This is a genomic window from Candidatus Limimorpha sp., assembly GCF_056203535.1.
Genome location: NZ_JBADWU010000077.1, coordinates 1 through 13,322, shown reverse-complemented (window position 1 = coordinate 13,322; position 13,322 = coordinate 1). Strand labels below are relative to the sequence as shown.

The 13,322-nt window shown below is 45.0% G+C and carries 9 protein-coding genes and 1 pseudogene; 6 read left to right on the top strand and 4 right to left on the bottom strand.

The annotated features are described in order from the left end of the window. Nucleotides 1–145: 145 nt before the first annotated feature. From lon to AC06MN_RS08955, 6 genes are all read left to right on the top strand, one after another. Nucleotides 146–2,641, top strand: coding sequence for an endopeptidase La (gene lon / locus AC06MN_RS08980; protein ID WP_475672031.1), 2,496 nt, complete (start codon nt 146–148; stop codon nt 2,639–2,641). Between the two features lie 404 nt (nt 2,642–3,045). Next, entirely contained in the window at nt 3,046–4,167 is a 1,122-nt protein-coding gene (locus tag AC06MN_RS08975; RefSeq protein WP_475672030.1) for a DNA adenine methylase, read from the top strand. After that, a complete protein-coding gene (locus AC06MN_RS08970; protein ID WP_475672029.1) occupies nt 4,160–5,599 on the top strand; it encodes an McrB family protein in 1,440 nt (479 codons plus the stop codon). Before AC06MN_RS08975 ends, AC06MN_RS08970 begins: the two co-directional genes overlap by 8 nt. A gap of 3 nt (nt 5,600–5,602) precedes the next feature. After that, complete coding sequence (locus tag AC06MN_RS08965; protein WP_475672028.1) at nt 5,603–7,762, top strand: DUF2357 domain-containing protein; 2,160 nt, start codon at nt 5,603–5,605, stop codon at nt 7,760–7,762. Between the two features lie 158 nt (nt 7,763–7,920). Then, on the top strand, nt 7,921–9,258 hold the full coding sequence (locus AC06MN_RS08960; protein ID WP_475672027.1) for an ATP-binding protein: 1,338 nt from the start codon (nt 7,921–7,923) through the stop codon (nt 9,256–9,258). A gap of 145 nt (nt 9,259–9,403) precedes the next feature. Beyond that, a complete protein-coding gene (locus tag AC06MN_RS08955) occupies nt 9,404–11,008 on the top strand; it encodes an ABC transporter substrate-binding protein (protein WP_475672026.1) in 1,605 nt (534 codons plus the stop codon). Between the two features lie 84 nt (nt 11,009–11,092). Here the strand turns inward: AC06MN_RS08955 and AC06MN_RS08950 are convergent, their stop codons facing one another. The 4 genes and pseudogenes from AC06MN_RS08950 to AC06MN_RS08935 form a co-directional block, all read right to left on the bottom strand. Next, nucleotides 11,093–11,671, bottom strand: a complete 579-nt coding sequence (locus tag AC06MN_RS08950) for a hypothetical protein (protein ID WP_475672025.1) — start codon at nt 11,669–11,671, stop codon at nt 11,093–11,095. Nucleotides 11,672–11,684: 13 nt separating this feature from the next. Then, the gene (locus AC06MN_RS08945; protein WP_475672024.1) at nt 11,685–12,101 is read right to left on the bottom strand and encodes an N-acetylmuramoyl-L-alanine amidase; all 417 of its coding nucleotides are present in this window, start codon (nt 12,099–12,101) and stop codon (nt 11,685–11,687) included. Between the two features lie 179 nt (nt 12,102–12,280). Next, nucleotides 12,281–12,538, bottom strand: coding sequence for a Z-ring associated ZapG family protein (locus AC06MN_RS08940; RefSeq protein WP_475672023.1), 258 nt, complete (start codon nt 12,536–12,538; stop codon nt 12,281–12,283). 69 nt (nt 12,539–12,607) lie between these two features. Continuing rightward, nucleotides 12,608–12,700: pseudogene (locus tag AC06MN_RS08935) on the bottom strand (HU family DNA-binding protein); the annotation flags it as partial. Between the last annotated feature and the right edge of the window lie 622 nt (nt 12,701–13,322).

Below are 13,322 nucleotides of genomic sequence, written 5' to 3'. Positions count from 1 at the left end.
AAGTTTGGAATATGTTGGTGTCGCTTTTATGAATTTTGACGTAGCATTAGGAAGCTTTTTTATTTGGTGGCATATTATTTGCTATTTTTGCCGCCACAATTATTAAAAACAGATTACTGACATTTTGGCACTAAACCGATAGTCTATGAAATACCGTGACGATGAATTTCTGATGAATGATTTGACCGACGCTAACAGCGAGTTTATACCTGTATTGACGATTGAAGATGCGCGTCTTGGAATGGACGAGGAAGTCCCCGATGAACTGCCCGTTTTGCCTCTGCGCAATGCGGTGCTTTTCCCTGGCGTGGTGATTCCCATTACCGTTGGCCGCGACAAATCGGTGCGTTTGGTCAAGGAGTATTACAAGAAAAAGAAGGCTATCGGCGTCGTCGCGCAAATGGATTCCAATGTCGAGGAACCCACTTTGGCCGACTTATATAAAATAGGTACGGTGGCGCAAATCATCAAGACTTTGCAGATGCCCGACGGCAATATGACGGTCATCATTCAAGGCAAGTGCCGTTTTGAATTGCTCGAGGAAACGCAAATCGAACCATACATCAAGGCCAAAGTTGCTGAATATCCCGATTTTAAGGACTTTCCGCATACACGAAAATTCATTGCTTTGGCGCAGTCGGTCAAGGATTTGGCAATTCAAATCATGTCGCGCTCACAGCACTTGCCGGAAGAGGCGAGCTATGCCATCAAGAGCATTGAAAGCCCGATTTTCCTGATGAATTTTGTGTCGAGCAATGTGGAGATGGATTTGCCGACCAAACAAATGCTGCTTGAATCGACCGACATCACGCAGATGGCAACCGATTTGTTGGGCGTCTTGACTACCGAACAGCAAATGCTTGACTTGAAGATGCAAATTCAGAGCAAGGTGCGTGTCGATATGGACAAGCAGCAGCGCGAGTATTTCCTCAACCAGCAGTTGCGTACCATTCAGGAAGAGCTGGGTGGAACGCCTAACGAGCAGGACATCAACGAATTGACAGAGAAAGCAAAAAAGAAGAAATGGTCGGATGAAATTGCTGAAGTCTTTGAGCGTGAAATCAAGAAACTGGAGCGTACCAACCCGCAGGCTGCCGAATATGGCATTCAACTGAATTACTTGCAATATCTCGTCGATTTGCCGTGGAATGAATTTACAAAAGACAATTTCGATTTGAAACGTGCGCAGAAAGTGCTTGATGCTGACCATTTTGGCTTGGATAAAATCAAGGACAGAATCATTGAGCATCTTGCCGTCTTGAAGTTGAAAAACGATATGAAAGCCCCGATTTTATGCCTTGTCGGTCCTCCAGGCGTGGGCAAGACTTCTTTGGGCAAGTCCATCGCAAGGGCTTTGAACAGAAAATATGTCAGAATGTCATTAGGCGGTGTGCGCGATGAATCGGAATTGCGCGGACACAGAAAAACTTATATCGGTGCTATGCCGGGCCGTATCATTCAGAATTTGCGCAAGGTGAAGTCAAGCAATCCTGTCTTTGTGCTTGACGAAATCGATAAGGTCAGCGGCAACAATATCAGCGGTGACCCGCAGGCGGCTTTGCTGGAAATCCTTGACCCGGAACAAAATTCCACTTTCTACGACAATTTTCTTGAACTGGATTACGATTTGTCGAAAATCCTGTTCATCGCAACGGCAAACAACCTTTCGACCATTCATCCCGCTTTGCGCGACCGTATGGAAATCATCGATTTAAGCGGTTATCTGCGCGAGGAAAAATATGAAATCGCCAAGCGTCACCTGATTCCAAAGCAGTTGCAGGAGCATGGCTTGAAGTCGACGGAAATCAATTTCCCGAAAGATGTTGTCATGCAAATCATTGACAATTACACCCGTGAGGCGGGCGTGCGCAATTTGGAACGTCGCATTGCCGATGTCATGCGCTATCGTGCCAAGCAGGTGGTGACGGAAGATGAATTTGAAAAGAAAGTCAATACTGAATTGTTAAACAAGGTGTTGGGTGTCCCGATGCATCGTGATGAAGACGAGGTGAAACACAGCACGCCTGGCGTGGCAACAGGTTTGGCTTGGACGCAAGTCGGGGGCGAAATCCTTTCCATCGAAGTCAGCTTGAGCCGTGGCATGGGACATCTTTCCTTGACTGGCAATCTAGGCGATGTGATGAAGGAATCGGCTACCATTGCTTACGAATTCATCAAGTCGCACGCTTCGCAGCTCGACATTTCGCCTGATGTTTTCGACACTTGGAATGTCCATGTCCATATCCCAGAAGGCGCAACGCCAAAGGACGGCCCGTCGGCGGGCATCACCATGCTGACGGCCTTGACATCAGCCTTTACGCAACGCAAGGTGAAAGGTCAGCTGGCCATGACGGGCGAAATCACTTTGAGGGGCAAGGTTTTACCGGTTGGCGGCATCAAGGAAAAGATGCTGGCAGCCAAACGCAATGGTGTCACCGATTTGATTGTCTGCGTCGACAACAAGCGCGACATTCTCGACATTAAGGAAGACTATGTGAGCGGCCTGAATTTCCATTATGTGGAAAACATGATGGAAGTGCTCGACCTCGCCCTCGAAAGGGAACAGGACAAGAACGACCTCGACTATAACAAATATCTGACCAACCTCCATGCCGAGGTGATTGGATTTAAGGTGAAGTGATTTTATTTTCCTTGCCCATTGTCCGTTTTACGAAAAATATCCTAATTTTGCAGCATCTTCATCCTGTGATGAGGATGACATATTGAAAAAGCGTCACTAACGCTTGTTCTTGGTAACTTTGAACGTAGGAAATTCAAACATTTTCCCAGAACAATGCACACGGTGATGCCTCTTGGGTATGCTGTATCATATCCTGTTGGTGTGCCGAGGGCTAACCATGCCCTCACGCACACTTTTTCAGGTATTCAACATACTTTGTGAGCGGGCATCTATCTGTCATTCGGGAGAATGGGGTTTCCTACGACCTAAAGTTACGGAATGGCAGAAGTCGGATGCCCCGCTTTTTTTGTGTGTGGAATAAGTTTGTTTTACAAGTTCGCTTTTGGGCATTCAGGCGAAAAACAATGAAAGGTTGTAATTTGGAGCCGATAATTAAATGGCCAGGAGGAAAGGCGAAAGAACTTGTTTTTATAACACCAAATTTACCCAAGTTCTACAAGAATTTCTATGATCCATTTGTTGGTGGTGGCTCGGTCTTTATGGGATTGGAGGCAAACCATTATTACATTAACGATTTGTCTACTGAATTAATATCACTCTATAGAGCTATTGCATATTCTGATGATGATTTCTACAAAAAGGCTTTCTTGATGAATGATTCTTGGCAAAAGGCAAAGGGTTTTCATGATGTTCATTTTGATGAACTTTGTGATTTGTATTTACGGTTTAGAAAAGGAGATGTTGATGAAACAACACTAAAAAAGCAAGTAAAAGCCTTTTGCAAGCGCACTTTGACTGAAAGTGAAAGAATAGTTCTTTTGGCTTCAAATCAAATAAGTATTTATCAAGAGGAATTGAATTTAAATCTGTATAGGAAATTATTACGGATGAAGAATCTTGAAATACGACATGGGTTTATGCCTATAAATGATATTAGTAATAACATAGAAACCGCAATAAAAAGTGCTTTATATATGTATTACAGGTATTTATATAACAATTCTAATGATAATTCTTTGAAAAAATGTCTGTTCTTTTTCTTGCGAAATTATGCATACAGTGGGATGTTTAGATATAATGATAAAGGAGATTTTAATGTTCCATACGGAGGAATTGCTTACAATAGTAAACAGCTTGACAAAAAACTGTTGTATTATCAGAGCAATCCTGTTTTGACACGTTTTTCGAATACTACGATAGAAAATCTCGATTTTGAGAGCTTCTTAAAGAAAAATATTCCGCAGGAAGACGACTTTGTTTTTCTTGATCCACCATATGATACGGAATTCAGCACTTATGCTCGAAATGAGTTCACTCGTGATGACCAAGTTAGATTGGCTCATTATCTAATAAATCAATGCCATGCAAAATGGATGTTGATAATAAAAAACACAGACTTTATTTATAATTTATATTCTAACTGTAAAGATTTGAATATTAAAACATTCAATAAAGAATATGTGGTAAGTTTTATGAATAGGAATGATAAAAAGGTTACACATTTATTGATTACAAATTATGAGTAATTATAAACAAGAAGATTTGTTGTTCCCGTCCATCATGATTATTGGCAAATATGGTGGGCAAATGGATACTACCACTCTTATTTCGGAGTTAATGGTTTTATTGTCTCCTGATGGTAGTGATTTGGAATCGTATAATGGAAGAAACGATACAATATTTTCTCAGACGGTAAGGAACTTGCGAGCTCATATACCAAGTACGAAAGGCCTTCAGAAATATTTTGATGTTGCAAAAGGTGATGATGGAATAAAACTAAGTGATTATGGACAGAATATGTACGAAATGATTTCATCATATTCTTGCGATAGAAAACCGATAAGGAAATTTGAAACGTTAAGTATTAATGAGAGGTTCTCTTTTGTTCCCGCTCTCCTCACCAAGCCATTCCTTCTTCTTGCAGGCATTTCAGGCACGGGCAAAAGCCGCATTGTGAGGGAATTGGCGCGTGCTTGTTGGAAACCTGACAGTGAGGAATTTAAGGCTCACAAGCCAAGCAATTTCGAAATGATTCAGGTGAAACCTAACTGGCACGACAGTTCGGAACTTCTGGGCTATGTGAGCCGCATTAGCGGAAAACCTGAGTTCGTGGCTGGCGATTTCCTGCGTTTCATCGTCAAGGCTTGGGAAAACAGGAATGTGCCGTGTTTCCTTTGCTTGGATGAAATGAATTTGGCACCGGTGGAACAGTATTTTGCAGAATATCTGTCGGTTATCGAGACAAGAGAACTTGAAAATGGAGAAATCGTCACCGACCCGATTCTGAAAGTCAATGCGGAACAATGGTATATCGATTTAATCCATAAACTTACATCGGATGAAACTTTGTCGAAACAGTTTCTTGAAAGAGGCATTGCCATTCCTCAAAATCTTTTCGTTGTTGGAACGGTGAATATGGACGAGACCACGTTTTCGTTTTCGCGCAAAGTGCTCGACCGCGCCATGACCATCGAGATGAATGAGGTTGACTTGGAAGGCGGTTTGGAGAACGATGGTGGTGATGGCTTTGGCTATATTGGCGAAGCCCTACATGCCCAATTTGTTAAAGGGAAGGATGTCTATTCAGAAGATTATAAGGGATTGTGCGATAAGGTGATAACCTATCTGAAATCGGTGAACGAAAAACTGGAAGGAACGCCTTTCAAGATTGCTTATCGCACCCGAAACGAGTTTCTGGTGTATGCCGTCAACCGTCGGCTTTTGTCTGGCGGTCAGGATGTTTTTCTCAATGCGATTGACGAAATGACATCGATGAAGATTCTGAGTCGCATTGAGGGCGATGCCGACAAAGTGGGTTCGGTTCTCGATGATTTAAAGTCGTTGCTTGAAGGCGCTTTCGGTGAGTCGGAATTGAAAACTTCGTCCGTTTCGCTGTCCAAGTTGAAGGAAATGACGAAAAAACTGGAAAAAACGCAATACACATCATTCTGGTTGTAGCCTATGGATCTGCTTCGCGTTGAGCATGATGATTTTACGCTTTTCGTTGAATGTCAAAAGTTTGCTGATGTCTTTGACAGGGCGAAAGAGAACATTCAGCCGGAAAGCCTCACTTCGCAATATTGTTGGAGTGAAGGCGTGAGGCATGTCGTGCTTGATGAGATGTCGCTTTCGCAAAAAGTAATTGCTCCAGCCGTATTCTTTGACAACACCGATTATTCAGTTTGGGTCGATTTTAATATCCCTGTCAAAAAAGCGCAGTATCTTTCTTCCCGTCAGGATGATTGCGAACATTTTTCGTTCCGCAAAAACATTTTGTCGGGATTCCTTAATTTTGGCAACGACATTGGCTTGGCGGAAATCAGGATTGGTTACGAAATGCCGTCGGGCGAGAAACGCAGCTTTGTATTTGGCTTTGAGGTGCTTTCCTCGAAACTTGATTATCATCAGCATTGGAAAAGCATTATCAGAGACATAGAAGAGGAATACAGAATGCTCTCGTTGGATTACCTGAAACGCACTTGCCATAGTTTCAGCGAAGGTTCGGGCGAGACTTTCGATCTGATTTGGTGGAATGTGTTTCAAGGCATTCAGTCGGAATTCATTCAAGCCGCAAAAAATATTATTGAGCGTCCGCGTCATCGTTTGCGCTCGTATCAGGTGTATCAGCGAGCCGACAAAATCCATCGTTTTTCGCCACAGTTGGAACAGGAGTTTGCTGAGCATCGTACCGAACCAAACCGTTTGTATATCGTTCAAGAACAGGAAAATTCAAATAACACGCTTGAAAACCGTTTCCTGAAACATACGCTTGTTTTTGTTGCCAAGAAATTTGCTGGCATAATGAAACAATTGGAGCGGCTGAATCAGCTTTCAGATGTGCAAAAGGCGGAGTTTAGGGAACAGGAAAACAGGCTTACTCATTTGATGCGTAATCCGTTTTTCAGAACAGTTGGAAAATTTGAAGGGTTGAGGCAGGAATCTCTTGTTTTGCAGAATGATAGCAATTATTCGAAGATTTACAGGACTAGCATTTTGCTTCACAAGTCGTTTTCGCTCAACGAGGGAATGTATAGGATGCAGACCAAAGATATTGCTACTTTGTATGAAATCTGGTGCTTTATCCAAGTCTCGCATATCGTCAAGGAACTTATGGGTGATTCTGTGACGGTGAGTCATAAAAACCGTATGGAATTGAATGGAAGTTTTGTGTATGAGCTGGGTAGGGGAGAACATTCGCGCATTTTGTTTGAAAAAGATGAAGTCCAGCTGGCTGAGTTGATTTATAATCCGAAAAACGATGACAAGGTTTCTGTGAGCGACGATTCGTTATCGGTGCAGGATCTCGTGTCGCCGACAGTCCCGCAAAAGCCAGACATTGTGCTGCAACTGACCAAAGACGACCTTGCTAAAGGCATGAAACTGACCTATCTGTTTGATGCCAAATACCGTATCAGCAGACGTGAAAATGGTGTTGACACGCCTCCCGATGATGCCATCAATCAAATGCACCGTTACCGCGATGCCATTTATTACAAACAGAATGACAGCCGTTTGAAAAAGGAGGTAATCGGTGGCTATATCCTTTTCCCTGGCAAAGGGGAAAAATCAAAGATTGAGCTTTCAAGGTATTATGAATCAATAGGAAAGGTGAATATCGGTGCGTTTCCTTTGCGTCCTGATGGTGAGGATAGCAAAAGCCTTTTGCGTGATTTTATTGGCCGTTTGCTAAAAAATGAGGCTTCGGAAATCGTTGGAAAAGTGATACCGCAAAAAGGTCTTCATTACGTTCCTGATACGGAAAAACTTTTGATAGCTCCTTGTACTTCGCTTGACAAATATGTTTGGTGTGCCGAGAATGAAAAATACCCGATTCCTTTGCAAAAGGCACATGAAAAGACGGAAGTTTTTCAAGTCAGACATTTGCTCTTGCATTGCGGAAATGACATGGCGCAATTGCTTCATATTAAGTTGGGTAAAGTAGAAATCAAAAGCTGTCAGGATATGAGAGATTTGAATTACCCGGAACCTTCACATGACTTTTATCTTGTTCTCAATTTGAATAAAAACTATAAATATGATAATTATGACTTGTGTTCCTATCTTGTTTCTCTTGGCTCGAAGTTAAAGTCAGGCCTTTTAATAGAGAATTGGATCTGGTGACTGAAATTTGGGATTTTGCAGGAAAATAGCCTTTTGAAAATTGGGATTTTGCAGGAAAAAGGCATTTTGAAAATTGGGATTTTGCAATTTTTATTGATAAAAATACTTGTATTTCAATAAAATAATGTAATTTTGCGCGATGATAAAATCGCAATGCTATGGAAGAGCGTGTTTTTAAGCGCAAAATATACAATCAGATGCTGCTTTGGAAGCAGGAAAACCAAGGTCGGACGGCCTTGTTGGTGGAAGGTGCGCGTCGTATTGGAAAATCGACGATTGTCGAGGCTTTCGCAAAAAACGAGTACAAATCGTATATTCTGATTGATTTCAACAAGGTCTCCGATAAGGTTAAGAACCTGTTTGACGATTTGGAAGACCTCGAATACATTTTCCTTTATCTTCAGACGCATTACCATGTGACTTTGACGGAACGGCAGTCGCTCATTGTTTTCGATGAGGTTCAGAAATGCCCTCAGGCGCGTCAGGCCATCAAATATCTGGTGGCTGATGGGCGTTATGATTACATTGAGACAGGTTCGCTTATCAGCATCCGAAAAAACATTCAGGACATCACCATTCCGAGTGAGGAAGATAGAATACGCATGTATCCTATGGATTACGAGGAGTTTAGATGGGCTTTGGGCGATGAAGTCACTTTCCCGACGCTGAAGGTGTTTTATGACAAACGCAGAAGTTTGGGGAGCCTTCACCAACTGAAACAGCGCGAATTGAGGCTTTACATGTTGGTTGGCGGAATGCCGCAAGCGGTCAATGCGTATCTGGAAACCAATAATTTTGCCAGCGTTGACAAAGTGAAACGTGGCATCTTGAATCTGTATTTCGACGATTTCAATAAGATTGACCCGATGGGGAAGGCCTCGATGCTGTTTCGTGCGGCACCGGCGCAACTGATGAAAAACGCTTCGCGTTATCAGGTTTCAAGTGTTTTGGAGAACGATAGGGCCGAGTCGGTGAGCGAAATCGTGAGCGAAATGAAGGAGTCGATGACGGTCAATGTGGCTTATCATTCAAACGACCCCAATGTGGGAATGTTGCTGTCGAAGGACATCAATTATTACAAGTTGTATGTGGGCGATACGGGGCTTTTCATCACTTTGGCGTTTTGGGACAAGGATTTCGTCGATAACATCATTTATCAGAAACTGTTGGGTGATGATTTGTCGGCGAATCTGGGCTATGTGTATGAAAACTTAGTGGCGCAGATGTTGCGTGCGGCAGGTAACGAATTGTATTACTACACTTTCCCGACGGAAAAAGGAAACCATAGCTATGAGATTGATTTCCTGTTGTCTCGAGGCAACAAATTGTGCCCGATTGAGGTGAAATCGTCGGGCTACAATACACATGCTTCCTTGGATGCCTTTTGCGAAAAATATGCTTCGCGCATTAGGGAACGTTATTTGGTTTATAACAAGGATTTGAAAAAAGATGGTGAGACATTGTGCTTGCCACCCTACATGATTAGCTTCTTATAATAGGTGAGCAAAATTGGTTTACATATTGAACACGAGACATCGAGGTCACGGGAATGCGAGGCTTCTCGAAACCTCGCAGTCTCGAAATCTCGTGTCCATTAATAAATAGTAGTTTGTTTTTGAACAGTTAGTTATTGATTGTCAGATGAAAAAAATAATATCAATCTTCTTTGCGGCGATGCTTTTCGCTTCTTGCAGCCGAGAAATGAATTCCGATGAAAACCTCGCCATTTTCAAATACAACGAATCGGCAGGCATATTGACTTTGGATCCGATTTATGCCAAGGATTTGCCTCACATTTGGGCTTGCAATCAGTTGTATAACAGCCTCGTGGCTTTCGACGACAGCATGAATGTCGTCCCAATGATTGCCAAAAGCTGGGAGATCAGCGATGACGGCCTGACATACACTTTCCATTTGCGCAACGATATTTTTTTCCATGAATCTGAAGCCTACCCAGAACCGCGTTGCGTGACGGCAAATGATGTGGTCTATTCCTTTAACCGTGTGGTTGACAAATCGTTAAATTCGCCAGGGTCATGGATTTTTGCTTCGGTGAAACATGATGATGGCGGTTATGCTTTCACGGCAGTCGACGACAGCACTTTCCAAATCGAATTGTCGAATCCATTTCCGCCGTTTTTGGGCATTCTGTCGATGACATACGCATCGGTGGTGCCGCACGAAGCCGTTGAATATTATGGCGATGCATTCAGAAATCATCCGGTTGGAACGGGACCTTTCACGTTCCAGTATTGGAAGGAAAACGTGAAGCTCGTCTTCCGCAAGAATCCCGATTATTTTGAGTTTGAGGCAGGGGAGAGGTTGCCTTATTTGGATGCCGTTTCCATCAGTTTCCTCATCGACAAACAGGTCGCTTTCTTTGAGTTTATCAAGGGGAAATTCGATTTCATGTCGGGCATCGATGCGCGTTATAAGGACGAACTTTTGACCTACGACGGCCAGCTTCGCCAGAAATATGAGGACAAAATCTATCTCATTACCGAGCCTTACCTGAATACGGAATACATTTCGTTTTACATTGATTCAGAGGATGTTTTGGGCATCGAACGAGGCAAGGCTTTGCGTCAGGCGGTGAACTATTCCATCGACCGGGAGAAGATGCTGCGCTATCTGCGCAATGGTATCGGCGAGGCGGCTACGGGCGGCATCATTCCTGCTGGTTTGCCGGGTTTTGACAACACGATTGGCTATGATTATGACTTGAAAAAGGCGCAGCGTTTAGTCAGTGAAAACGATTTGGAAGGCTACACGCTGAACCTCTCCACTACGGCTGAATATGCCGATATTGGTAAGTTCGTGCAGTCGCAAGTCGAGGCGGTGGGCTTGAAATGCAAGATGGAGGTGATGCCTCCGGCCACGATGCGCAGTATGCGTGCCAATGGCAGCCTCTCGTTTTTCCGTGCCTCGTGGGTGGCCGATTATCCTGATGCCGAAAACTATCTTTCGCTGTTTACTACGGCGAATTTTGCTCCCGCTGGACCGAATTATTCTCATTATTCCAATCCGAAATACGATGCTTTGTATGCCAAGGCGATGGCCTGCACCGATGCTAATGAACGCGCCGCCTATTACCGCCAAATGGATGCCCTAATGATGGAAGACGCACCCATCCTACCGCTTTTCTACGACGAGGTGCTGCGTTTCGTCAACAAAAGGGTGGAAGGCTTGGGAAGCAATCCGACTAACTTGCTGGACTTGAGACGGGTGAGGGTGAAGAACAAATGACTTGTTTTGTCATAGTAGTAATAATTTGCTGCTAAAAAAATACTCGGCGGTGTTTTATGTTTTTTACCGCCGAGTAAGAATTGTCTACAATAATGTTTTGCGAGGTCTGTCCGACCCTTTTCTTGTTAAGATGAACAAGATTAATAGAATTATTACCGCAATGCCAATGACGGGAATTTTCCCAAAAGTACCATCTTGCGGTGGATCATTGTTTTTCCCCTCAATGATTTCTTTAGCGATTTCTGCTCTAATGCTGTCGCATTCCGCTGTCCGTTCGCTTTGGGTGACGATTTGCTGTGTCTGTTTACTGATGGCAGCCTTAGTGGCTCTTACTTTCACTATAGGCGAAGGAACGGAAGAGGCGGTGTCATAACATATAATCTCGATACCATCGAAGGTGATTTGCAAGTTTTGAGAAAGGCTGTCACACAATTCGTTTGTAATGGTTGACTCATGATGTTCAAATTGCTTTTGATGTTGGCTTTCCCGTTTCGTGCGTTGGCGCACCAGGGCGCAGCTCTCAAAATTCAGCACGCACATCGAAACAAGGATGGCCTTTGTCACAAAACTTTCCAAACTTTTCCAAAACATTCTTTTGGGTCGGTATCGGCGCCCAACCGGGTCGCCGATGGAAGCAAGCCGGTTGGCTGCTTCCTTTTCCATTAGAAGGTTTTGCCTATGTTTTGCGTGTTTTGTGAAATTCCTCTTGCACATCGAAACAAGGGCAAGCCTTATTGGCGTATTCGTTATGGCCGTGAACTTTCGCATTGGGGTATTGGTTTTTGAGTTGGTTGACAAGGTTCTTCAAAGCTTTCTTTTGTTGAGGCGTTCTTGTGTCCTTGGGTTTGCCTAGGCTGTCAAGCCCGCCGATGTAGCAGATGCCTATGGAGTGGGCGTTGTGCCCTTGGCAGTGTGCGCCTTTTTCGGCTATGGGCCTTCCGGCATGGACGCTGCCGTCGAGGTAGATGACGAAGTGGTAGCCTATGCAGCGGAACCCGCGCTGGCGGTGCCATTGGTCGATGTCGGCAACGGTGAAGGGCTTGCCTTCCTGCGTCGCGCTGCAATGGATGATGATTTCGGTGATGGTTCTCATGGTGGTGTGTTTTTTAATGTTCTCGCGGGAAGCGCTGAAGCGCAGAAATCTTTCAAAAATCCGTTTTGAAAATCTTAGGAAATCCAAGTTGCTTTCGCAATGCTGTGATTGATTTTTGAATGATTTTTGATATGGATTTCTGGCCGTTAGGCCTAGGATTTCTAGGCGAAGCCTATCTCTCACCCCAATCCCTCGATCATCCGCTTAAGTTCGGCGTTTTCGAGCGTCAGCCGTGCGACCTGCGCCGAAAGGTTGACAATCTCCTGACGCGCATCAGTCAGCTCTGCGTAGACCCTTTTGTTCTCCTCGACGAGTTCGTAGATGGTCTGCTGCATCTCGCGGATGGTCTTGTTCTGCCGCAGGCGGGTGGCCGCCAACCAGCTGACAATGCCCGAGACGGGCACTGCCAGCGTGGTGATCCATTCGTAGGTAGTCATGGCCTTGGCGGTTTAGCGGTCTGCCTCGTTGGTATGCAGCTGCACGTTGCCGACGCTGCCGCCGTTGGAGGTGATGGCCGTGTTCTTGTTGATGTTCCTGCCCGACTTTTCGGCGCGGGTCTTGATGATGAACGAGCCGAAGCCGCGGTTTGAGACATCTTCGCCCGATTCGGCGTAGGTGAGGTAGCAGCGCACCATGTCGTCCGCTTTGCCCCAGCCCTTCACGTTGATGTCGAGGTCGGCATCGGTGCCGGTGACAGGCGTGTTTAAGATACCTAGTTTGCCCTGCGTCACGTTGTAGGCGACGACGATGAAGTTAGCCGTGACAGGCTTGCCGATGGCGCGGAGGTCATCCGCCTCGACGGTGATGGCCAAGCCTTCGCTGACCGTGCAGTTCAGCATGGGCGAGTCGATGCGCTTGCCGTTGCCGATGCCTTCGAGCAGGCCGAGGTCGACGCGCTTCATGCCATCGGCGGTGACGGCGCACTTGTCCAGCTGCTGCTGCAGGAGGTTGCGGCGGGTCTTGCCCTTCACGCTGTTAGGGAAGAGCGAAGCCAGCTGCTCGTTGCTGAGCTGCGAGGCCATCTGCGTCAGCTGTGCGAAGTAGTCGCGCTGCATGACCTGTGCTTCGGTCTTCGGGTTCTTCCTGACTTTGACTATGCGTCACCCTTGCGCTCATACGCGCACGCGAGGGCATCGACCAGCGACTTCACGGCCTTGTGCTGGGCAGATGTGTAGAGCGTCCTGAAGCACACCTTGCCATTTGGAAGTCTTATCTTGATAG